Origin of the sequence: Enterococcus sp. DIV0970a (assembly GCF_051711265.1) — a bacterium.
Taxonomy (GTDB): domain Bacteria; phylum Bacillota; class Bacilli; order Lactobacillales; family Enterococcaceae; genus Enterococcus_D; species Enterococcus_D casseliflavus.
Map to the genome: position 1 here is coordinate 2,141,803 of NZ_JBIOMF010000001.1, position 22,401 is coordinate 2,164,203.

The following is a 22,401-nucleotide window of genomic DNA, read 5'->3' on the forward strand; positions in this document are numbered from 1 at the left end:
ATAAAGACGCGGATTTCTAAAAACAGTAAATAAAACCTTTATTTTACAGGGATTTCCCTCTTTTTTTTACAGGAATAATGGCTTATGATTGATTCGAAAACAAACTGAAAATTTTCACTAACTCTGAAAGGCGTGTCTTTTTTGATCACTAGTATTCTTTTTGATGTCGATGATACCTTATATGACCAGCAACAACCTTTTCGTAATGCCGTAACCTCATGTTTCCCACAATTAGCCCACAAAGATTTAACTGCTCTTTACTTACGGTTTCGGGTGCACAGTGATGAGCAGTTTGGACGGGTATTGGCAAATGAATGGACGCTAGATCATTTTCGCTATTTTCGACTGACGCATTCATTAACGGATTTAGGGTACTTACCTATTACAATGGAAGAAAGCTGTAAATTTCAGCTGTGTTATGAACAAGAACTAGATGCCATCACGCTACATCCTGAAGTTGAGTCAACTTTGAACTATTTGTCCACATTGCCAGTCAAACTAGGAATTATTACCAATGGTCCCACCGACCACCAGCAAAAGAAATTGGATCAGTTGCAACTGACTCGATGGATCAAACCAGAGCATATGATCATTTCACAAGCAACTGGTTATCAAAAGCCCCAACTTGAAATCTTTCAATTGGCAGAAACCGCCTTTACTCTTGATCCGGAAACCACATTGTACGTCGGTGATAATTTTGATAATGACGTGGTTGGCTGTAAGAAAGCCGGTTGGCAAGCCTTGTGGTTCAATCATCGTCTCCGTCAAGCGCCTAGTGGATTGGAAGACTTACCAGATGCATCGATCACTGCTTTTTCACAGCTGCAAGACAGTATTGACACACTGATGCAAGTGCCTGCATACATGTATAACTAAAAAAAGATGGACCTTCGCTCCTGCGGCAGGTCCATCTTTTTGATTGGCTAACTTTCTTCGCCGATACTCAAAATCAAGCGAATATCTTCTTCCGTCATTTGTTGAAGCTGTGTTTCATTGCCTTGGATCACTTTTTGGAATAGCTCACGTTTTTCTTGTTGCAACGCATCCATTCGTTCTTCAATGGTTCCTTCAGCAATCATTCGCCAGACTTCGACAACATTTTTTTGACCGATCCGATGGGCTCGTCCAGCGGCTTGTTCTTCCACCGCCGGGTTCCACCACAAATCGTATAAGATCACGGTGTCTGCGCCGGTCAGATTCAGTCCAGTTCCTCCTGCTTTTAACGAGATCAAGAAAACGTCCTTTTCTCCGCTATTGAAGGCATCGACCATCGTCAAACGATCTTGCGGCGGTGTGCTGCCTCGCAAATAAAAGGACTCAAACCCTTCTTGTGCTAATTCTTCTTCAATGATCGAAAGCATGCTAGTAAACTGAGAAAATAGTAGGACACGACGGCCATTTTCTTTGGCTGCTAAGAGTAAATCTTTGACCTGTTCAAGTTTCCCAGAAGACCCTTCATAGTCCTCCACGAATAATCGTGGGTCACAACAGATTTGCCGCAATCGAGTCAAACCAGCTAAGATACTGATTCGATTTTTACGGAAAGACGTAGAATCCATTTGCGCGATTTCTTCACGCATTTGCCGCAAGTACGCCAAATAGATTTTCTTTTGTTCTTCTGTAAGAACACTGTAATAATTTGTCTCCAATTTTTGCGGCAAATCATGCAGCACGGATTTTTTGTCTCTTCGCAAAATAAAGGGTTTGATCATTTTCGCAATTTCTTGCGTGGACAGTTCCTTAAATTTCTGCTTGTTTGGGAAAAAGCCCGGCATGATCATTTGGAACAAAGACCACAACTCTTCCAAATTGTTCTCGATCGGTGTGCCACTGAGGGCGAACCGCTGCGGAACTTCCAAGGAGCGCAAGGCCTGTGCCGTTTTGGTTGCACTGTTTTTGACCATTTGCGCTTCATCTAAAATCAAACAAGTCAGATCTAGTGCTTGATAGGCATCAATGTCTTGCCGCAAGCTTGCATAAGAAGTGATTCGGACGTCCGCTAGTTGCGCCATCTGCCCTTCGCGCTCTTCTTTCGTTCCGCTGATGACAGACGCGGAAATCGTCGGTGCAAACCGTTTGATTTCTTGTTGCCAGTTGAATGTTAGACTCGCCGGTGCCACGATCAATGCATTCAATTTTTGTTTCTCTTGTTTTTCTGAAAGTAAGTAGCTGATCGTCTGAACGGTCTTCCCTAACCCCATTTCATCGGCAAGGATACCGCCAAATTGATAATGGCTCAACATTTTTAACCAACGGAAGCCAACTTCTTGGTATTGCCGCAACTCAGCATGCAAGTTTTCTGGCAGTTGCGCCTCAAAGTTTTCTGGATGGATCAAGTCTTCCGTCATTTGCTGAAAACCGGCACTAAAGCTGGCTTGATCAGCAAACTGCTCTTGCAGGAGCAGCCCTTGATTCAAAGGAACTTGGATCGCCCCATCCTTCGCTTCTAGTGAAAGACGCAATTTTTTCAGGGCAGCACTTGCTTCTTGAAACTCTTCCGATTCCAATGAAAGGACTTGCCCATTTTCAGTGGTATAAAATTGTGCAGACTGTAACAGGCTGCGCAAGACCTCATTGATCTCTGACTCTTGAATGCCGCTGACATCAAACTTGATATCCAACCAAGAACCATTTTCTTCGATAACGATTTCTGGTCGATGGTGTTGGGCGTCAAGGTAAAGTTCCCGCAGCTTCTTGCCGATACGGACTTCACCTAATTGCCTTAAAACAGGGATCTCCCTTGTAAAAAAGGTATAAAGTTGTTCCCCCGCAGGTAAGCTTTTTTGCCAATTTTTAGTGCTCGCTTGATAGCCAAAGGTTTCAATAATCGCTTCAATTCGTGCTTCTTGTTGAAAATCACGTAAAATCTCGGGATGATTTTCTGGCATATAGTGATGTTTTTCATCACTTGAAAAAACGACTTCTCCATAAGTGAAGTCTACTTGTAAATCGACTTGTCCTTTGATTTTCCGTAACGAAAAGACAGCTTTCAATTCAGACTCTTCGATTTCATTTTGAACTTCAGGTGCTACTTGGACACGCCCGATTTTTCGCAAATAAGGCAATACTTTCATAAAAAGATTCGCTAGTTCTTCTTTCGGATAGTCGATGACTGGCTGTTCAAATCGTTTAAACAGCTGCTGCATCGTGACATAGATTTCCTTTTGTTCGACAGTCAGTTCATAAAAGGTTCCATCCAGCAGACCCCAATTATAATAGCTAAGTAAATGGTCAAAATCTTTCACGAATTCCAGCGGAAAATGATCCTCCTGTTTTGTGACTGAAAACGACAAAGGTTCACCGATCCGAAAATCGGCTTCATTGACTTTTGTTTCACCAATGGTTATTTGCGTATAGACTTCGTTTAACTGTAACAACAATTCTTTGCCGAACTCAACTGGTAGCAGCAAATACTTTTTGTCAAGTTTACCACTGATCTGAATGCCTGCTTGCCCGATTAACTGTTGCGTTTGCGCGATTCCTGCCAATCGATTCAACAAGGCTCGATTTTTCTCATCAAAGGCATCCGCAGATAGAAAGAAGGTCTGCTGCTTATTCGCTGCGTACTGCTTGTTTTCTTGGTACATCTGCAAAAATTTATAAATGTTTTTAACGACATAGGTCCGTGCGGTGCCACGATGGCCGACTTTGAGGGAAATCCCTAAGATATCCATTTCTTGATGGTAAGGATTGGTGGCGATGGTATCTATCCGAAATTCAACCTGTAAGGGTTGGCTGGTTTCTTTTTCGCTCCCTAAGCGGGCAAAGCCGTTGGAAAACATCTCTGAAGCAGAAAAGGCTTTTTTGATGGGGGTTTGCTCATTGATTTTTCGTGTTTTCCCTTGTTTGCGTAGATAAAGTTCGACTGCCACCGTGTGTTTGCAATAATGATGCTCTTCCCAGTACGGACATTGGCAATAATCTACCTCTTTGGCTGTAGCATCTAAGGTCACTAAATACAATTCTGTCCCCAATACTTCTGCGTGCCACACATTTTTTTCTTTGTCTGGTGTGACAGATAAGACGCGATCTTCGTTGACATACGTTCTGCCACGCTCAATTACTTTTTCTGGAATACTCCACTTCATAAGAGCCCTCCTCTCCTTATTCTTTTATTCGGATCCGGCTTTGCCCGCTGCCGTTAGTTTCTACGAAAACTTGCTGCAGGATTCTTGCCCGCAGTTCTCGAACATGACTGATGATCCCAATCATGCGCCCTTCATTTTCGATCATTTCTAATGCTTCCATCGCCATTTCCAATGATTCTTCATCAAGCGATCCAAAGCCCTCATCAATAAAGAGGGCTTCGATCTCGATCCCACCAGCTCGTTGCTGGATCACATCCGCCAAAGAGATCGCCAACGCTAAGGCAGCAATAAAGCTTTCGCCGCCTGAAAGTGTATGAGCTCTTCTGACTTGTCCCGCATTATCGTCATATATGTCAATTTCTAAGCCTGTTGAGCTTCGATAGCTCCCGACTTTATCCGCTAATTCAAATTGATAGCGGCCACGAGTCAACCGAGCCAAGCGTTCATTGGCGACTTCTAAGATCTCTGTCAGAAATTGCTGCAGTACATACCGTTCCAAGCTGGTTTTTTTGACGTTTTCACCGTTGATGGTTTCTGCCAACTGCTGAAGTTGGCCTAATTGGGCGAGTTCTTCGACATTTTGCTGATAAATGACCTGCAGCTCGTCAAACAACCGTTGATTGCCGTTGACTTTCTCCTGTTTGCGAATTGTTTCTTGCTGTAGTTCCTCCATCACAGTCTGCAACTGAAGGTAGTCAGCTTCCAATTGGTTTAAATCGATCGCTGCTTGCTCTTTTAACTGTGCATCTAACAATGCTAGCCGTTGCTGAACAAACACCTTTTCTTGCTCATAGGTTTTGATTTCTTCTGAGAGAACGGTTGTTTGAGCGGCTTGGGCAATCAATTCCCGCATCGTTTCTTCAGTCATACCAACTTCTTGGAGTCGCTGCGTCAGTCGTTGTTCTGCTTTTGTCTTAGCCGCTTGCTTTTCTTCAAAAAATTGCTGCAGATTTTTCAGCTTCTCTGAAAGAATCGCTTGCTGTTCTTTTAGCTGCGCTTCTTGTCGGGTATCAGCCTCAATTTGTTGCGTATATTCCATCAGTAAACCATTGGTTTTTGTTAAATCGGCTTGTAATTGTTCATAAGTTGCGCCTGCAAGTTGTTCCTGTAAAGAAGCCAATTTCCCCTCAGCAAGCTGGCGCGCTTCTTGGGCTTTTTTCGCTTGCTCACTGACTTGCTGATAGGACTCATTTAACGTTGCTAATTTCTCATTTACTGCCTGATGTTTCGTCTGTGCGTCTTCATAAGATGCGGCTTTTTGTTGATTGAAAGATTGCCGTTTCTTTAATTCCGCTACCGTCGTTTCCTCGGTAATCGCCTCTTGGTGTTCTAACGGCTGCAAGGTAGCAAATGCCTGTTGAACTGTAGTCCAAGCGAATTCCACTTGCTTCTGCGCAGCAGCACTGGTGGCTTGCCATTCGCTGATTCGCAATGTGGCTTGCTCCTGCAGCGTTTGATTTGCCGATACTTGCTGCTGGATCTTCGTCAATTTTTCTTGTGTTTGCTCAAGTCTTTGTTCACTGGCAATGATGTCTTCGATGCGATAGGTCGTGTGCTCTTGTGTATTCGGATGATCCAAGGATCCGCAAACCGGACAGGGTTCATTTTCTTCCAGCAAAAGACGAAGCCGAGCAATTTGCATTCGAGCATTTTGACTGGTTTCTTGTTTTAACGTTTTTTGCAGCTCCAGCAAGGATGCTGCTAATTGCTGTTGTTCAAGAACTAACTCCGAATGAATTTGTTGCTGTTCCCCTGCTTTTTGCTCAGCTTCACGAAACTGCGCTTTTGCTTGCTGCCATTTTTCGACCAGAGCCTGCGTTTCTACCAATTTCACCGCTTCTGTTTGAAACCCTCGCAAGGTTTCGATTTCTTCTACCAGATGCTGCGCTTGCGCTTTGGCACTTGCTTGCGCTTGGTTTATCTTCGTTAATTCGGTGGTCTGTTGTTGTGCGGCTTTTTCAAGTTGCGCCACTTCTTCTTGCTGCGCTTGTGTACGCTGTGCTAGCGGGATCTGCTGCTGGATTCGTTGAACTTTTTGACTAGCAGCTTCCTGTTTTTTCTTGATGCCGTCGATCAACGCTCGTTGGTCTTGCCAGCTTACTTGTTGCTGCTGAATTTCTTGCAGCTGTTGCTTTGTTTCGTTGATTTGCTGAGCAGCTTGCTGTGCTTCTTTCACTCGTTCTTCTTTTTGCTGCATGATTTCTTGATGTTCAAGCGCCCACACCAACTGGTTCAACTGTGCTTTTTTCTGAGCAATCTCGGTTTTTTTAGCATGCAGCTCTCGGGCTTTTTCTTGTAGACCTTGCCATTCGATCCGTGCATTTTCAATTTCTTTTGCACGGTAAAAAGCATCTTGCGCAGCTTTCATTTCTTGGATCGCTTGGTCTTTTTTGTGCAATAATTGCTGAAGCTGCGCTTGTTGTTTTTCTAAATCCTGCGTCCACAAAGTCAGACCTTCCGCAACCGTTAAAACCTCCTGCGCTTCTTCCCATTCAAAGCGCTCCATGATTTGTGAGGCGAGCAGCTGCTGATGCTCAAGCTTTTTACTTTGTGCTTTGACTTGCTCTTTCAACCATTCATTAAATTGTTGATACATTTCCGTGCCAAATAAATTCCGTAAAACGCGTTCTTTCTCATTGCTGCTGGCAATCAAAAAATTACGAAATTCTCCTTGCGGCAACATCATGATTTGAAAAAACTGTTTGGCATCCAGCTGCAGCAGATCTTTGATAAACGCATCAACTTCTGTCCGTTTACTGATTTGCTTTTTCTCTTTGCCCTCGGCGTCAAAAATCGTCAACTGGACTTTTGCCGTTTGGTTGGTGACCCCGTCACCACGTTTTTTTGCTAACGTCTGTTCCGGTTTCCGTTGGATCTGGTAGGTAAAACGCTGATGTTCAAAAGTAAACGTGACGCTGGTCTCTTCGGTTGGTGAAGCAAACATCGAGCGCATTTCTTTGCCTGAGCGCAGATTCCCCGATGTTTCACCGAACAAGGCAAACGTCATGCCATCGAAAATCGTCGTTTTTCCTGCACCCGTTTTGCCGCTGATCAAAAACAAACCGCCAGCTTGCAGCTGACTAAAATCCAATTTTTCATCAATAAATGGACCAAAATTTTTCATTTGTAAAGACTTCGGTTGCATGGCTATTCCCTCTTTTCCACGACAAATGCTTCATTTAATCCTTGTTCGATCCATTTGGTTTGTGCATCGAGCAATGAATCTCCCGTCATTTCTTGAAAAAAATGACTGATCAAGGTCTGCGGGTCGGTTTCTCGTGTGGTTAGCTGTCTTTTTTTCGTCTGTTCTCGTCCATTCAACCGTTCGACAGACAAAATAAATGGATAGATTTTTCGCAACTGATTCATCATATTTGGAATCACAGCACGATCCGTCAGCAGAAAATGCCAAAACGCCTCACGATTTAGATCACGGTAAAAAACCGGATCGATCAACTCCTCAAAGGAAGCCGTCAGTTGCTGGATATCCCTTTTTGGTGTGAGGGGAATAAATTCATTGGTGTCTTTTACAGTATCCACAAGATAGACCCCTTTTTGGTTCGTCCGTTCAGAAAGGGAAAATTTCAGCGGAGAGCCACTGTACCCGATTTTCGGATGTTTCAGGGCGGTATTGGCATGTAAATGCCCCAAAACGACTCGATCAAATGGCGCAAAAGCGGTGGTCGGTACGCTGTCCAATCCGCCAACTTGAATTTTTGTTTCTGAATCTGTTTGGCTAGAACCCGCCACAAAAAAATGGGTCACTAGCACTTGCTTTTTGGACGAGTCAAAGTTCTTGGTCATCTCCTCAATGACTCTTTGGACACTATCAGAAATCTTCATTAATGGTTCATCAAAAAACAAGCGCGCCTCGATCGGTTCAAGATAAGGCAGTAAAAAGAACTGTGTATCGTCAAACTCAACCGGGTGCAAACTTTGTTCGATGCTGGTGGACAGGTAAAAGCGTGTTTGTTGAAACCACTGACTACCGGTTTCTAGCCGCGTTGGGCTATCATGGTTTCCTGAGATAGCCAATAAAGGCAGTTCATTCGTTAGATTGATTTCTGCGATTTTTTCATTCAATAATTTGACTGCATCGACAGCGGGAACGGAACGATCATACAGATCACCTGCAATGACGATGGCAGCGACTTTTTCTTCTAAAGCGATCGCAATGATTTGATCGATAATTGCTCGCTGGTCCTCCAGCAAATCATAGCCATGTAGTTTTTTTCCGATGTGCCAATCAGCTGTATGTATAAAGCGCATTTCTTCACCTTCTTAAAAAATATCCTTCCAATCATTATACCACTTTCCCTGATCGTTAGACATCTCTCTGCCAGCGAAATTTCACTTACCACCCATTTTTGATAAAAAGAGTGAACACCTGACATCATTATGTTGAAATGTTTTTTCAATTATAAATTTATATCTTGAAATATAATTACACTTCATTTACAATGAGTGTGAAATCGAATTCAACAATCGCTTTCACCACTATTCTAAAAGAAAGGAGAAACGCTATGCTTGCAATAGGACTCATGTCAGGAACCAGTTTGGATGGGATCGACGCTGCTTTAGTAAAAATCAATGGCTACGGCACCGAAACAGACGTACAGCTGTTGGAAATGATCACACTACCCATTGGTGAAGAATTGAAGGAACAAATAAAAACCGCTTGTGATCCGGTGGAATCAAATGTTCCCCTCATCTGCCAATTAAATACTGAACTAGGGTATCAATTTTTGAAAGCGTGTCAAATCCTCTGCCAAAAAGCTGGTATTGAAGAAAAAAGCATTGATTTTGTTGCCAGCCACGGACAAACGATCTGGCACTCCCCCGATTCTGATCCAGTGAAAAACAGCACCTTGCAAATTGGCGAACCTTCGATTATCGCTTATGGCTTACAAACGAAAGTCGTCGCCGATTTTCGAGTGATGGATATGGCTGCTGGCGGTCAAGGCGCCCCTCTTGTTCCTTATACAGATTATCTGCTCTATCAATCAGACAGCAAAAATCGTTTGCTGCAAAATATTGGCGGCATCGGCAATGTTACTGTACTACCAAAAAGTGGCAGCTTAAACGAGCTGTATGCCTTTGATACAGGTCCAGGAAACATGGTCATCGATGAATTAATGGTTCAGTTATTCGGCCAGCCTTATGATGCGTTTGGTGAAACAGCCCGTGCGGGAGCAATTATACCCACCTTGCAAAAGGAATTAAGAACTCATTTTTATTTGTCCCAGCAACCGCCGAAAAGCACCGGGCGTGAGCTTTTTGGAAAACATTTCGTGCAGCAGTTATTGACCAAGTATCCCGAAGCAGCACCTGAAGACTTGGTGAAGACTTTAACCGATTTCACCGCTTTTTCCATTGCTGACAGTTACCAACGGTTCATTTTTCCTCAGTTGGGAACAAACGATATGGAAGTGATTCTCTCGGGCGGCGGTGCCCACAATCATCTGCTGATTGAGATGATCCAAGGCTATTTACCAGAATCAGTAGCCGTTGGAACACAAGATGACATTGGCGGTTCCAACGATGCCAAAGAAGCGGTGGCTTTTGCCATCTTAGGAAATGAAACCCTTCACAGCCATGTCAACAATGCCCCTGCAGCAACCGGGGCAGCCCAAGGCGTGATTTTAGGGAAAATCATTCCGAATCCATGGGAAGCAAAAATGTAAAACACCTTAGGAGAATAAACCATGTTAGATAAATTCACTCAATTCATCGAGCGCCATTTGGCAGGACCGATGGAAAAACTTGGCAGCCAGCGTCACTTGCGGGCGGTTCGTGACGGAATCGTCTCAACCTTGCCATTGATCATCGTCAGTTCGTTCTTTATGATTTTAGCCTTTCCACCGCTGCCTCAAAGTTGGGGCATCTATCAATTCTTGTCTAGTAATGCCACAACGATCTTATTGCCTTATCGAATGACGATGTACATTATGAGCTTGTATGCGGCATTCGGGATTGGATACAGTCTTTCTCGCTCTTATAAGCTTGATGGTCTTTCTGGCGGGATCCTAGCTACGACCGCATTCTTACTGACCTTCACCCCGGTCAATATCCCAGCAGAAGCCTTGGATGCTGCTGGAACGGTCGGCTTTGTCTTGCCAATGGCCAACTTAGGGAGTGCTGGTATGTTCGTGGCGATCATCACCTCGATTCTTGCCGTTGAAATCTATCGGTTAACGGACAAATCGAAATTTAAAATCACGATGCCAGAACAAGTCCCACCTGCAGTCGCTCGCTCTTTCGAAGCCTTGACCCCTACCTTAGTCATTATTTTAGGAATGGGCGCGATCACTTACTATATCGGCTTTGACTGGCACACGATCGTGGCAAAAGTCGTCGATCCTTTAGTCAGTGCCGCAGACACCTTGCCAAGTGTGCTATTGATCACCTTCTTGACGACCTTCTTCTGGTCATTCGGGATCCATGGTGCTTCTATCGTTGGATCATTGGCTCGACCATTATGGTTGCAGTTGTTAGAAGGGAATACAACTGCGCTTGCTTCAGGAGATATGATTCCCAATATCGCAGCCGAACCATTTTATCAATGGTTTATCTGGATTGGTGGGGCTGGTTCAACGATTGGTTTGGCGATTTTGCTAGCGTTTCGCACCAAATCAGAATTCGGTTCAAAACTAGGAAAAACAGCCTTAATTCCAGCAATTTTCAACATCAATGAACCACTGATTTTCGGTACACCGATCGTCTTGAATCCAATCTTGATCCCACCATTCATCATTGCGCCTTTAATCAATGGTGTCATTGCATGGGTCGCCACCTCAGCAGGTTTAGTCAATGCCGTCACGGTCAATGCCCCTTGGACATTGCCTGGACCAATTGGTGCTTTCTTAGCAACTGGCGGCGATTGGCGTGCCATCGTGCTGAATGTTCTTTTGATTCTTTTATCGATCCTGATCTATTACCCATTCGTAAAAATCTATGACAAAAACGAATTAGAAAAAGAAAATCAACCAGTCGCACAATAATTTGTTTATAAAGGTCGGACGAAGCACCCACCAAGACAAACAGAAGAAGCCTTACTCAGCAGCTTTTTCCAATGCCAAGAGGTGCTTCGTGCGGTTTTTTAGAAAGAAGGAAAACCATTGAAACGAGAAATTGGCCTTTCGATTTACCCCGACCATAGCGATCCTTTACTGGATCAAGACTATTTAAAAAAAGCTGCTGCCCTTGGTTACTCTCGCTTATTTATAAGTATGCTGGAAGTCAGTGAAGGCAAAGAGACCGTCAGAAAAAAATTCTCTTCGATTATCGGCTTTGCCAAGAACCTTGGCTTTGAAACGATATTAGATATTTCGCCAGCTGTTTTTAGTGATTTGGCGATCTCTTATGACGATCTTAGCTTCTTTGCAGAATTAGGTGCGGACGGTATCCGCTTGGATCAAGGATTTGATGGCAATAAAGAAGCCCAGCTGACCTTTAATCCATTTGGCTTGGCGATTGAATTGAATATGAGTAATGATGTGAATTATTTAGAAAATATCCTTTCTTATCAAGCAAATGAACCTTTTTTATATGGCTGCCACAATTTTTACCCCCAACGAGGCACAGGCTTAACGGAGGCTTTTTTCCGCAGCTGCAGTCAACGTTTTAAAAAATATGGGTTGAAAACAGCCGCCTTCATCACTAGTCAATCAGCCAAAATTGGCCCTTGGGAAGTCAATGATGGCTTACCGACCTTAGAATCTTGTCGAGATTTACCATTGGCGCTGCAAGGGAAGCTGCTTTTTGCTTCTGGGTTGATCGATACGGTGATTATTGGCAATGCCTATGCGTCGGATGCAGAACTGAAAGCTCTGGCGGCGATCGATCGCTACAAGCTGACCTTTGGCGTTTTCGTAGAAGCAGACGCCAGCGAAATCGAACGGAGGATATTAGCTGAAACCAATCATTTTCGTCGCGGTGATAGTAATGCGTTAGTTGCTCGTTCCACACAGTCACGGGTGAAATACCGTCCCATCGAAAACCTCCCTCATACAAACCAAGAACCGTTTGCTTATGGGGACATCGTTATCGGCAATGATACCTTTGGTCAGTACAAAAACGAATTGCAGATCGTTTTGACCCCTCACCAAGACGTGCGAAAAAACAAAGTCGGCACTATCCCCAAAGAGGAGTTGCCTTTGTTGGAATATTTGAAACCATGGACCAAATTTGCTTTCGAATTGTTGAATTAAATCGTTAGAAAAAAGCCGCTGATCACAAAAGGATCCGCGGCTTTTCTTAGGTATTAATCTTCTCTTTTGGACTCATCGATTTGATAAACAAATGACGGATCGATCGCTTGATCCAGTGTGTCAAATGCACCTTGGATGCGCCGTTCGACTTCCGCCAAGCCCTCTTTGTCCATCTTTTTGATGTCACTGATATCGATTGGCTCCCCAAAGAGGACGGTTACTCGCTTGCGTTTAAATAAATCCTTTAATGTCAGCGGTCCTTGATAAACAGAGGGAACGATCTTGACCTTAGCCATTTTTGCGATCAACGCCATGCCGCCTTTTAAAGCCGTTGCGTGTCTCGTACCACTTGGAAACATGATCAAGCTAAGATCGGTTTCCTTCAAGATTTTGACTGGCGTCTTTACCGCACTCGGTCCTGGTTTGTCCCGTTTGACTGGAAAAGCATTGGCATGGATCAAAATGAACCGTAAAATCGGGTTTTTGAACAGCTCTTCTTTCGCCATAAAACTAAATTTCTTTGGCCGAGCAGCCACTGCTAGGTACAATGGATCCCACCAGGTTCGGTGAGGAGCCACTAAAATATAGTTTTCATTTTTAGGTAAAACCTCTTTGTTTTGATAACGAGCATTGCCGTTGATCAAAAATAATACTACGCGAACCACACCGCGCATAAAGCGAAAAAACATACTCATTTTCCTTTCTATTTCTCTCCTATTCAAGTATGCAAAAAAACGGTTTAAATGACAAGCATTTTTTAGCGTTTCCCATTATTCTTAATCGTAGTATAATACATTGAAATGAATTTAGAACAGGAGTATGCTTCATGTTGCAACCGAACGAACGCATCGACCAATTGTATGCCGATGACATCAAGATCATTCAGAGTTCCGAAGTTTTTTCTTTTTCATTAGATGCTGTCTTATTAGCCAATTACGCTAGAGTGCCAAAAAGAGGTGTGATCGTTGACCTTTGTGCAGGGAATGGCGCAGTCGGTTTATTTATCAGCAAAAAAACGACTGCTCATATTTATCAGGTCGAATTGCAGGAACGCTTAGCGGATATGGCGCAACGCAGTATCGAATTAAACGACTTGCAAGACCAGCTGACGGTCTATCCTATGGACTTGAAGAATCTCTTTCAAAAAATCAAACCTGATTCCGTCGATCTTTTGGTCTGCAATCCGCCTTATTTTAAAAATGTACCTACGGCGATCAAAAACCCGAATCCCTATTTAGCGATCGCCCGTCACGAGATCACCACAACTTTAGATGAAGTGATCCAAACCGCCAGTAAAGCGTTAAAAATGAATGGACGGTTTGCGATGGTTCATCGCCCGGATCGCTTTCTCGATATTTTGGACCATATGCGCACCCATCGAATCGCCCCAAAACGCGTCCGCTTCGTCTATCCGAAAGCGGGCAAAGAGGCCAATATTTTATTGATTGAAGGAATCAAGGACGGCAAGGCGGATGGCTTTAAAATTGACTCGCCGCTTATTACCTATGATGAAACGGGTGCCTATAGTCCAGAAGTGAAGGCGATGCTCTATGGCTGCTGAGAATCATTATTTTTATGTCTTGCGTTGCAACGATCAGTCCTTCTACGGTGGCTATACCACAGATTTGAGTCGCCGCTTATTTGAGCACAACAAAGGGATCGGGGCAAAATATACCCGTCCTGCTAGTCGCAGACCTTTGCAAATGATTCATGCAGAAAGCTTTTCCACTCGCAGTGAAGCCACTCAAGCAGAAGCCGCCTTCAAAAAATTGTCTCGCAAAAAGAAAGAGGACTACCTGATCAGTCATAGGAAAAGCAATGTTATCTGACTAAACATACAAAAAAACTACCTGCGCACGGAAGATTCCCTATTGAGAGAACTTTCTTTCGTTACTTAGGTAGTTTTCTTTTATGGTTATTCATTCCTATTCGGTAACGCCCATTGGGTTTGACTTTTCCCAAATTCTTTCGGAATCACAGAATCAACGGATTGATATTCGAGGGTTTCTTGGGTCTTTGGAATCGTAATTGCCGTTAAATAGTTGTTGGTTTCGGAATAGAAGCCGATCGTTTCAAAGGAAGGATCAGTCAAATGGTATTGAATCCCCTGCAGCTTAGCAGTTGTTTTCTCTTCCACAAATGTCTGTTGATAGCGAGCATAGTAAACCTGGGCGCCCATTTTAAAATATACGGAGTTATGAGCAGATCCAAGAAATTCAATCGCCCGTTCCACTGGTACTGCTTGATAGATCCCTAAAGTTTCAATCGCTTCATTGCTTTGGATGCGCTGATAAACTGCTGTAGTATCAGATTCGTAATATTTATAGCCTAAAAACATTTTTTCGCGGTCTCGGATATTCGGTGTGATCAGCGCATTATACGTTTTGAATTCACCATACACTTGATCTCCAATAAAAAAGCCTAGCAGACACGCAACGACTATGCCGCCAAGTAATAGCGTCACTTTCGGGTTACGGTTTTCTCGATAAAGCAGAACCATTAGAAACCCTAATAATGCGATCAGACCAACCACCATGAGAATTGGTAGGATCACATAGTAAAAACGCTCACTTTGCAGCCATTTTTCGATTGTCATAAATGCAATCATTCTTTCTTCCCCTTCGATTCCTCACTACCTACTGTTTTTCCCTTGGTCAACCAGTAGAAGGATCGTCCTTTCATCCCTTTTCTTGCCATTGACTCTTCCGACGCTCAATTCACATGTAAATCTTATGAAATTAATTTTACCATAAGTATGTATAAAAGATAAGTATTCGTTGGATTGCTTTTCGCGACCAGCATCCATTGACAAAACGAGGGTTTTATCAGATAATATTGATGCTAATAGGGAATGAATGTCTCCCTCAGTTCTTACTGAAACCGCAATTTTGCTAATGACTTCTACCACTTTTTTTAGTGTGTAGTAGTCATTTTTTATTTTCACTCGTTCGTCATAGTTGCAAGAGCATTATTCCTATCTTTTTTAAAGGATCGTGATAGAAATGAAGAAACAAGAAACAACGTATTTTGAACTGACTGCATTAGGTTTGCTCAGTCTGGTGATTGGGGTGCTTGCTGGAGCTGTTGACACTTTCTTTGGTAAAATTTTGCTGTTCTTAAGTGCCTTCCGTGAAAGTCATTTTTTGCCATTGATTCTCTTCTTACCAATTATCGGTATTTGCTTTACTTACCTTTTCCAAAAGTATGGCGATCGGAGTCCTCAAGGAATGAACTTAGTGTTTTTAGTTGGGCAGGAGGAAGAAAAAGATATTCCGTTGCGTTTGATTCCTTTTGTAATGGTGGGAACCTGGCTGACGCATTTATTTGGAGGAAGCGCAGGCAGAGAAGGAGTTGCGGTTCAGTTAGGTGCCACCATCGCCAATCGTTTAGGAAATTGGCTGCGACTAGAAAAGTACGCCAGCACCCTGATCATGATTGGGATGGCTGCGGGATTTGCTGGTTTATTTGAAACCCCCATCGCTGCGACGTTCTTTGCATTGGAAGTGCTTATCATCGGTAAATTCAGTCATCATGCCCTCTTACCTGCTTTGGTGGCTGCTTTCACTGCTAGTACGACTTCTCAATGGTTAGGCTTAGAAAAATTTAGTCTTATGTTGCCTCAATCCGTCGATTTGACGATACCTGTTTTTCTGAAATTACTTGTGATTGGGTTGATTTTTGGTATGGTTGGCGGTAGCTTTGCGGGCTGTTTAGAAACGATGAAACGCATCATGAAGCGGCGCTTCCCGAATCCACTGTGGCGTATTGGGATTGGCGCATTGGCGTTAGTCTTGCTTTTTGTTTTGTTGTATCAAGGGCGTTATTCAGGCTTAGGAACAAATTTGATCAGCGCGAGTTTCACGAATCAACCGATCTATTCTTATGATTGGCTGCTTAAGTTGGTGTTGACCGTATTGACCATCAGCATTGGTTTTTTGGGTGGAGAAGTCACCCCTTTGTTTGCGATTGGCTCTTCTTTGGGGGTCGTGTTGGCGCCACTGTTCGGACTGCCTATCGAACTGGTAGCAGCACTAGGCTATGCCAGTGTTTTTGGCAGCGCCACTAGCACCTTATTTGCACCGATCTTTATTGGTGGAGAAGTCTTTGGCTTTCAAAATCTACCCTTCTTTGTGATCGTCTGCTCCGTCGCCTACTTTATCAGTAAACCTTATAGTATCTATCCTTTACAAAAAACATCGGCAATGGGACAATGAGCCACTTCTGAACACAACAAGAGCAAAGAAAAAACCGCGAACAAGTCGCGGTTTTTTGCTATTTTGCACGTTTTAAATAGGTACCTTCAGCTGTATTGATTTCTAGCATTTCGCCTTCTTCAACAAAGTCAGGAACATTGACAACTAAGCCCGTTTCCATCGTTGCTGGCTTACCAGAACCAGTCACAGTTGCCCCTTTGATCGATGGCTGTGTTTCAACAACTTTCAAGATTACGCTTGAAGGTAATTGCACGCCAATCACTTCGCTGCCGAAGAATTGGATTTTTACTTCCATGTTTTCTAGAATGAACTTCATTTCTTCTTCAACCACTTCAACTGGAATTTCATATTGTTCATAGGTTTCCAGATCCATAAAGAATGCGGTATCGTCCATTGTATATAGGTATTGTACAGCTTTCGTATCGATATGCGCTTTTTCAAATTTTTCTTCTGGACGGAAGGTTGTATCGTAAGTCGAACCAGTCCGAACGTCACGTAATTTCATACGCATAACCGTATTTCCTTTACCTGGTTTGTGGTGGCTGGCATCTAATACTTTGATAAGTTTGCCGTCTTGAACAAACGTCATTCCAGCTCTTAATTCACTTGCATTGATCATAATTTTGAAATCTCCTTCACTATGTGATAATCCTTGTCTATTGTATCAAAAAAAACAGCTTTATTCTAGCTAAATCAGTGGGGAGGTCGCACAAGTTTGCGCCGCTTCTCCATGTAGTGAGGATCGTACTCATCCGTTTCAATATAAATATAGACTTTTTTATCTGCCATTTGATGTCGGATCTCGGCTTCGATCTCATTAATGATCTCATAGCCGACCTCTTCTTGTTTTGCGGCAATATCGACTTTCGCTGCAATCAAAATTTCTGCTGGCCCTAAATGGACTGTTTTCACATCGATCAAGCGATCAACATCGGGACGTTCAAACGCTTGTTTGATCACCGCTAAATCACGTTTGGTAACACTTTCCCCAATCAGTAGACTGTAAAATTCGCGGGCTAAGAAGATCGCTGCTACCATCAATAAAAGACCAATCAATAAGCCGCTGAAGGCATCAAAAAATGCGTTCCCGGTAATCATTGTTAAAACCGTTCCGATCAGTGCGATCATCAGACCGATCACCGCACAAAAGTCTTCTGTGAAAATGATCAAAATCTCACTATGCCGACTTTCTTTCAAAAAACGATAGATTGGTTGATGTTCCACGTTTAGCTCGCGGATCTCCTTGATTGCGATCCACAACGAACTTCCTTCAACGATCATCCCGAAAATCAAGATAGCGATCACTAACCAGGTATTGCCGACTTCATGGGCGGGATGCAGCAGCTTTTCCACTGCTTCCATCACGCCTAGTGCGCCCCCACCAAAGAAGAGCATCATCGCAACGATCGTGCTGAAAAAATATTTCGCCCGACCTTCACCAAACTGATGCAGTTCACTTTGTCCCTTTGTTGCCCGTTTATCACCGATCAATAAAAAGATCTGATTGCTGCAATCCACGACACTATGAATGCTTTCATTCAGCATGGCCGCACTACCGCTCAAGGCATAACCGACAAACTTACTGATCGCCACCAAAATGTTTGAGATCAGTGCAGCGATGACCGCCATCATGCCATTTGCTTTCTTTTCCACACCTAACGCTTCCTCTCATCAATAAACTCCCTGCTTATTATGCAACTATTCTTCACGAATGAATCAAGCTGCCTCTAGTTCCTCAATCAACAGGTGCTTGCTTTTTCAACTTCGCCTCTCTACGACTGATTTTTTTGGTCCAAAAACCACCCGAGATATACTTGGGTTCATAGCTGATGATAAACGCTCGCTCTTCCACCGCTTTGATCGTTTGATAGAGCTTTTTCTCACTTTTTCTTTGGGAAAGAATCTCTAAAATCAGTCGCGGGCCTTCCAATCCTTCACCAAAGCTTTGTGTCACACCATAGCCCTCTTGTCGCAAAATCTTCGGCAAACTCTTTTCTTCATCTGTATTACTAGGTAGGATCACTGTGACCATTGTATAGCCCAGAGCCAGCTTATCTTCGATTTTGATACCAATACTGACTCCTGCAGCATAACCTAATGCATAGAACAAGAGATTCAGTGGGTTATCCAAACGATCCAATACCATAGATAAGCCTAAAATATAGATCGTGATTTCGATCATACTCACTAATGGGGCAATCACGCGATACCCTTTCATTGTCAATAAAAATCGCAGTGTGTTCAATGTAACATAGGCGAGATTGATAAAGAAAATCATCGCCAGCATTTGTAGATCAACTTCCATCTTTGATTCCCCCTTGTTCTTAGCATATCAAAACGCAAGCGAAAATTAAAATATTTGAGCAGGATTTAATTACTAAAATAACTAAATTAAATTTATTCTGCAGAAGGCAAAGTGCTTAGGTGATTTCGTTGATGACTACTGTGTCATGATTTTGCTCATCGATCCATTGCCTGTGGTTTCACTCCCTTCTATTGATTGAAAAGCGTATCCACCAAAGTTGGGGAAACAGTATAAACAACCACTCGTCTGTTTCAGACAAAAAAGAAGCCCAATGGCAAATGGACTTCTTTTTGTCCGATCAACTTTTACAGTGTTCGATCATATTCACGATTGCAGAACATGCTTACTTGTTTTCCAAGGGGTTATTCGTCAGCACCAGGTACGAAACTCAGCTCCCAATGGATGGTTCCTTGATAACTTGTTGCTTGTGGCCTCGCGCCAATAGGGATTTCCAGCTCGACACTTTTTTGCATGGTATGCTCGTTTCCATAGCGTTGAATCCAAGTTCCCGCCCCTTGCTTTTCATTGGCACGTGCAATCACTTGGTTCTGCGGTCCCAGCTCAATTGCTTCAAAGTAGTCTGGTGCTTCAGAGGGATTTTCTCTAGAGGTAACCATTTCAATATTATTCAAATGCACACTCGCTCCTTTTAAGTTGTGCTTAAACGCATCCGTGCTAACGAACCCTTCCTCAGATAAACGGGCACTCAAGGTCCAGCCATTTGGGAGAAATCGACGATCGAAAACCTGAATATAGTTTGGTCGTTCGGTTGATTCATGATCATCCATTGAAGAAATTCGTTGCGAACGCGCCGGATAGCGGCTTGTCGACGAGCGAATCGGTACTGTACCAAAATCGAATTGTGAAACAAAGTCTATGCTGACAAACCCGCGATTTTCTGGTATCAATGGTGGATTTTCAGGAAGAATCGGTTGATCAGGATCAAGGGGATCTTTTGGGTCAACGTCACCAATGGGTTCCACAGTGGTTGATGCTTCTGCCCATTTACCATCAAGAAATGCCTGTGCGGTGACCACCTCACCTTGTGTAAAATACTGGAAAGGTTCTAAATCAGATAGATCAAGTAGATAGTGCCCGTTTTCATCCGCTTGTGTGTGAAAATACCCGCTATTGCCAGCACTATCGACTGTCGTTTCAAGCGTCGGTTCTGGCATCAGCCCCTCTCTTTGAAATCGAAGGTAGCTACCAGGATTGGCAGTTCCCGAAATCGTATAGGCATTAGGTAAGGTTCTATCTTCTGTCAAAGGATCGATGGTCACCGTGATGTCTGGTATTCTCTCAAATAATAGACGTTGTGAACGAGAAGCAAACTGCGCGGCAACCCCTCGACTTGTTTCCTCATTCAGTGAAGATACATTGGTCACATTGGTATTGGTTCCTGAAATCGCCGCAGTCATGGACAGAATCGGTTGCCACTGAAAATCAGATGGGTCTCCTGTATTTCCATGCCGCCACTGGCGAATCGCCTGGTTCTTTGCAGTGATTCCTCCCCCTTCAATTAGACCATTTGTTGTGGTCGTTATCGGGCGGGTTCTTTGCAAATTGACACGCTTGGCATCGTCGATCGTCAATCTTGCGGGATTGTTGGCACCGCTAAAGAAAAGTAGGCGTTGGACAGGTTGAGGGCTGTCCGAACGAATATCTAAGGTAGCATCTTTGCCAACATTGAGATTGCCAGTCGTGCCAGAGAAGTGGAAGATATTTGCGGTTGTATTTTGATTTGTTGCTTCAACCTCTAAGGTGCTGCTGTCTTCTAAGGTTACATGAGTATTGGCACTCAACCAGAAAATATGACTATACAATGTTCGGTTTGCAGCAGTAACCGACAAGCGACTTTTTTCCATTAAGCGAATATCATGAGGCGTGCCTGATGTGATGACTGCCGGACTGTTGTTTTGTGTATTTAATGCCAATTCCGCACCTTTTCCTAACTCAATGCGTCCATTGCCAGCGATAAAGCGAATATTGGCACCACCTGCTTCACCAGCTGAACCGTTGGCATTTAATGAGAGTCGAGCATTATCCCCTAGTACGAGACGCGCATTCGTATTATAAAAATCAAGATTTCCTGAGCTGATCGTCGACATTTCGACGTTTGCTCCCTCACGAAGCTCTATTTGGTTGATTTCAAAATTCGCTTGGATGTTCGAGTGAATCATCCAAGAAGCATTGAAGTCTGATGTATATCTAGGCGTTTGGTGTGAAACCGAATGTCCAGAAAAGCTTGCTCGAGAGTGCAAACCGTAAAACAACTGATTGCCAGTATGGTTGAGATTGTGGTACCGAATGATTGAACGCTGCTGATTTGTCATGTTCAAATCATGGTATTCAATTGCCCCCCAAAAGTTTCCATGGTAGAGTTCCAAATTTTGCAAGGTAATGTCCCATGGGGAATCAGGATTGACACTCGAATCGCGGAAACAGATCGCAACGGCTCTAAGATCCATCTGATAGGTGTCGAGACCATCAATGATTAACGTTCTTGAAACTCTCGAGGCATTGATATAAACATAGGCTAATCCGCCATTAGGATTGGCGCTGCTGCTCCAGCCGTCAATTCCCGTAATACCTAAACGAGGATTATCGTTCGTTTGAAAACTGGCTGTCAAATAAATATAATTGACCGTCGGATCGACCATTGCAGCCATAAATTCGACCCAGTTAGCAACCCCTCTCTTTTTTACGTCGTCGCCTAAAAGATACAGATTGCCAGGATCAGAATCTGATGCCTCAGGAAGCTGGCTTTCTATTTCCTTCTCTTCTGCTACTTGATCCTCTTGATCCAATTGATCAGTGGAGTCACTCGAATCAGTTTGGTCATCCTCTTGTGTATCCGTAGGGTTTGTCTCCCGTGCTTCTTTTATCTCAAGTATTATCATTGATTCTGCTACCTCAAATGGAAACGACCCTGCTGTATCAACTACCACTGGAACCAAGAAATCACTTCTAGGGGTATCGGTCGTTAGTTTCCACCCATTCTCTTCAGTGGTTGGTGTAATTTTGACTCCCTTTGGCAACTCCTCTTCAGCAATAACCGCAGATTGCGGCAATCGGATCGCTATTTCACTAATGGGACGGTCCGTATGAAATGCGACTAGCAACATGTCTCCTACAGTCCCAGCTTTCGTTGATTCATCAAAATAAATGGCAACTCTTTCCTCGGCTTCTTTCTCTCGTATCAGTTCAAATGCTTCACTCGCAACCATTTCTTCCTCCAGCTGAGCAGCAAAGAAAATGTTTGAAGAAAACACACTCATGGTTGAAAAAAAGTAGAGTCCTCCAAGTAAGCCAATAATGATAGTGAAATATACCTTTCTCTTTTTCTTGTTCATTTGTTGATGCCCCACCTTTCAGCGTATCTTTCCCTTGAAATCGATCATGGATCAGTCCTTCCCAAAGAGCAGCTTTAGCCATCAGGACGCTTGCTTCCCTTTTTCAATTACAGCTGATTAGAAAACCACAATCCTGTTACCGTTTGACCTGCCATCGATTTTAAATGACAAAAGAAATCGCCAATTAAAATAACAAACATTATAAATAACGATGGTTTTGATCGTTTCACT

The 22,401-nt window shown here is 43.4% G+C and carries 15 protein-coding genes, 2 pseudogenes and 1 riboswitch; of the genes and pseudogenes, 7 read left to right on the plus strand and 10 right to left on the minus strand.

Annotated elements, in window-relative coordinates; all coding sequences use genetic code 11:
• The first annotated feature begins 141 nt into the window (after positions 1–141).
• Entirely contained in the window at positions 142–876 is a 735-nt protein-coding gene (locus tag IGK14_RS10270; RefSeq protein WP_010749421.1) for an HAD family hydrolase, read from the plus strand.
• A 47-nt stretch (positions 877–923) separates the two neighbouring features.
• Here the strand turns inward: IGK14_RS10270 and IGK14_RS10275 are convergent, their stop codons facing one another.
• The 4 genes and pseudogenes from IGK14_RS10275 to IGK14_RS10290 all read right to left on the minus strand — a co-directional run bounded on the left by IGK14_RS10275 (position 924) and on the right by IGK14_RS10290 (position 8,357).
• Positions 924–4,088 carry a DEAD/DEAH box helicase gene (locus IGK14_RS10275; protein ID WP_010749420.1) on the minus strand — a complete coding sequence of 1,055 codons (3,165 nt, stop codon included), beginning with the start codon at positions 4,086–4,088 and terminating at the stop codon, positions 924–926.
• A 16-nt stretch (positions 4,089–4,104) separates the two neighbouring features.
• Positions 4,105–4,650, minus strand: a pseudogene (locus tag IGK14_RS10280) (SbcC/MukB-like Walker B domain-containing protein); the annotation flags it as partial.
• Positions 4,651–6,447: 1,797 nt separating this feature from the next.
• Positions 6,448–7,233: pseudogene (locus tag IGK14_RS10285) on the minus strand (AAA family ATPase); the annotation flags it as partial.
• A gap of 2 nt (positions 7,234–7,235) precedes the next feature.
• Positions 7,236–8,357, minus strand: coding sequence for an exonuclease SbcCD subunit D (locus IGK14_RS10290; RefSeq protein ID WP_010749418.1), 1,122 nt, complete (start codon positions 8,355–8,357; stop codon positions 7,236–7,238).
• A 254-nt stretch (positions 8,358–8,611) separates the two neighbouring features.
• Here IGK14_RS10290 and anmK point away from each other — a divergent pair, with 254 nt between their 5' ends.
• The 3 genes from anmK (at position 8,612) to IGK14_RS10305 (ending at position 12,298) form a co-directional block, all read left to right on the plus strand.
• Entirely contained in the window at positions 8,612–9,772 is a 1,161-nt protein-coding gene (gene anmK, locus IGK14_RS10295) for an anhydro-N-acetylmuramic acid kinase AnmK (RefSeq protein ID WP_010749417.1), read from the plus strand.
• Between the two features lie 21 nt (positions 9,773–9,793).
• Positions 9,794–11,089, plus strand: coding sequence for a PTS sugar transporter subunit IIC (locus IGK14_RS10300; protein ID WP_005229683.1), 1,296 nt, complete (start codon positions 9,794–9,796; stop codon positions 11,087–11,089).
• 117 nt (positions 11,090–11,206) lie between these two features.
• Positions 11,207–12,298, plus strand: a complete 1,092-nt coding sequence (locus tag IGK14_RS10305) for a DUF871 domain-containing protein (RefSeq protein ID WP_010749416.1) — start codon at positions 11,207–11,209, stop codon at positions 12,296–12,298.
• A gap of 53 nt (positions 12,299–12,351) precedes the next feature.
• Here IGK14_RS10305 and IGK14_RS10310 read toward each other — a convergent pair whose 3' ends face one another.
• Positions 12,352–12,987, minus strand: coding sequence for a lysophospholipid acyltransferase family protein (locus IGK14_RS10310; RefSeq protein ID WP_010749415.1), 636 nt, complete (start codon positions 12,985–12,987; stop codon positions 12,352–12,354).
• Positions 12,988–13,124: 137 nt separating this feature from the next.
• Here IGK14_RS10310 and IGK14_RS10315 point away from each other — a divergent pair, with 137 nt between their 5' ends.
• On the plus strand, positions 13,125–13,859 hold the full coding sequence (locus tag IGK14_RS10315) for a tRNA1(Val) (adenine(37)-N6)-methyltransferase (RefSeq protein ID WP_010749414.1): 735 nt from the start codon (positions 13,125–13,127) through the stop codon (positions 13,857–13,859).
• Positions 13,849–14,127 carry a GIY-YIG nuclease family protein gene (locus tag IGK14_RS10320; protein WP_010749413.1) on the plus strand — a complete coding sequence of 93 codons (279 nt, stop codon included), beginning with the start codon at positions 13,849–13,851 and terminating at the stop codon, positions 14,125–14,127. Before IGK14_RS10315 ends, IGK14_RS10320 begins: the two co-directional genes overlap by 11 nt.
• Before the next feature lie 86 nt (positions 14,128–14,213).
• On the opposite strand, the gene IGK14_RS10325 is transcribed toward IGK14_RS10320, so the two are convergent.
• Complete coding sequence (locus tag IGK14_RS10325) at positions 14,214–14,906, minus strand: hypothetical protein (protein WP_438712183.1); 693 nt, start codon at positions 14,904–14,906, stop codon at positions 14,214–14,216.
• A gap of 230 nt (positions 14,907–15,136) precedes the next feature.
• Positions 15,137–15,209, plus strand: a riboswitch (Fluoride riboswitch).
• A 91-nt stretch (positions 15,210–15,300) separates the two neighbouring features.
• On the opposite strand from IGK14_RS10325, the gene IGK14_RS10330 reads away from it, so the two are divergent.
• Entirely contained in the window at positions 15,301–16,512 is a 1,212-nt protein-coding gene (locus IGK14_RS10330) for a chloride channel protein (RefSeq protein WP_010749411.1), read from the plus strand.
• A gap of 58 nt (positions 16,513–16,570) precedes the next feature.
• Here IGK14_RS10330 and efp read toward each other — a convergent pair whose 3' ends face one another.
• From efp to IGK14_RS10350, 4 genes are all read right to left on the minus strand, one after another.
• The gene (gene efp / locus IGK14_RS10335) at positions 16,571–17,131 is read right to left on the minus strand and encodes an elongation factor P (RefSeq protein ID WP_010749410.1); all 561 of its coding nucleotides are present in this window, start codon (positions 17,129–17,131) and stop codon (positions 16,571–16,573) included.
• Positions 17,132–17,205: 74 nt separating this feature from the next.
• Positions 17,206–18,144, minus strand: a complete 939-nt coding sequence (locus tag IGK14_RS10340; RefSeq protein ID WP_034696062.1) for a cation diffusion facilitator family transporter — start codon at positions 18,142–18,144, stop codon at positions 17,206–17,208.
• 103 nt (positions 18,145–18,247) lie between these two features.
• Positions 18,248–18,817 (minus strand): DUF2179 domain-containing protein, encoded by a 570-nt coding sequence (locus IGK14_RS10345; RefSeq protein WP_005229664.1) that lies wholly within the window; start codon positions 18,815–18,817, stop codon positions 18,248–18,250.
• Between the two features lie 362 nt (positions 18,818–19,179).
• A complete protein-coding gene (locus tag IGK14_RS10350) occupies positions 19,180–22,170 on the minus strand; it encodes a WxL domain-containing protein (protein ID WP_438712186.1) in 2,991 nt (996 codons plus the stop codon).
• Between the last annotated feature and the right edge of the window lie 231 nt (positions 22,171–22,401).

What these genes read in the sequence shown, in the direction of transcription:
- IGK14_RS10275 (WP_010749420.1), bottom strand. Translation starts at nt 4,088, where the DNA reads ATGAAGTGGAGTATTCCAGAAAAAGTAATTGAGCGTGGCAGAACGTAT.
- IGK14_RS10290 (WP_010749418.1), bottom strand. Translation starts at nt 8,357, where the DNA reads ATGCGCTTTATACATACAGCTGATTGGCACATCGGAAAAAAACTACAT.
- anmK (WP_010749417.1), top strand. Translation starts at nt 8,612, where the DNA reads ATGCTTGCAATAGGACTCATGTCAGGAACCAGTTTGGATGGGATCGAC.
- IGK14_RS10300 (WP_005229683.1), top strand. Translation starts at nt 9,794, where the DNA reads ATGTTAGATAAATTCACTCAATTCATCGAGCGCCATTTGGCAGGACCG.
- IGK14_RS10310 (WP_010749415.1), bottom strand. Translation starts at nt 12,987, where the DNA reads ATGTTTTTTCGCTTTATGCGCGGTGTGGTTCGCGTAGTATTATTTTTG.
- IGK14_RS10315 (WP_010749414.1), top strand. Translation starts at nt 13,125, where the DNA reads ATGTTGCAACCGAACGAACGCATCGACCAATTGTATGCCGATGACATC.
- IGK14_RS10320 (WP_010749413.1), top strand. Translation starts at nt 13,849, where the DNA reads ATGGCTGCTGAGAATCATTATTTTTATGTCTTGCGTTGCAACGATCAG.
- IGK14_RS10325 (WP_438712183.1), bottom strand. Translation starts at nt 14,906, where the DNA reads ATGATTGCATTTATGACAATCGAAAAATGGCTGCAAAGTGAGCGTTTT.
- IGK14_RS10330 (WP_010749411.1), top strand. Translation starts at nt 15,301, where the DNA reads ATGAAGAAACAAGAAACAACGTATTTTGAACTGACTGCATTAGGTTTG.
- efp (WP_010749410.1), bottom strand. Translation starts at nt 17,131, where the DNA reads ATGATCAATGCAAGTGAATTAAGAGCTGGAATGACGTTTGTTCAAGAC.
- IGK14_RS10340 (WP_034696062.1), bottom strand. Translation starts at nt 18,144, where the DNA reads ATGATGGCGGTCATCGCTGCACTGATCTCAAACATTTTGGTGGCGATC.
- IGK14_RS10345 (WP_005229664.1), bottom strand. Translation starts at nt 18,817, where the DNA reads ATGGAAGTTGATCTACAAATGCTGGCGATGATTTTCTTTATCAATCTC.
- IGK14_RS10350 (WP_438712186.1), bottom strand. Translation starts at nt 22,170, where the DNA reads ATGAACAAGAAAAAGAGAAAGGTATATTTCACTATCATTATTGGCTTA.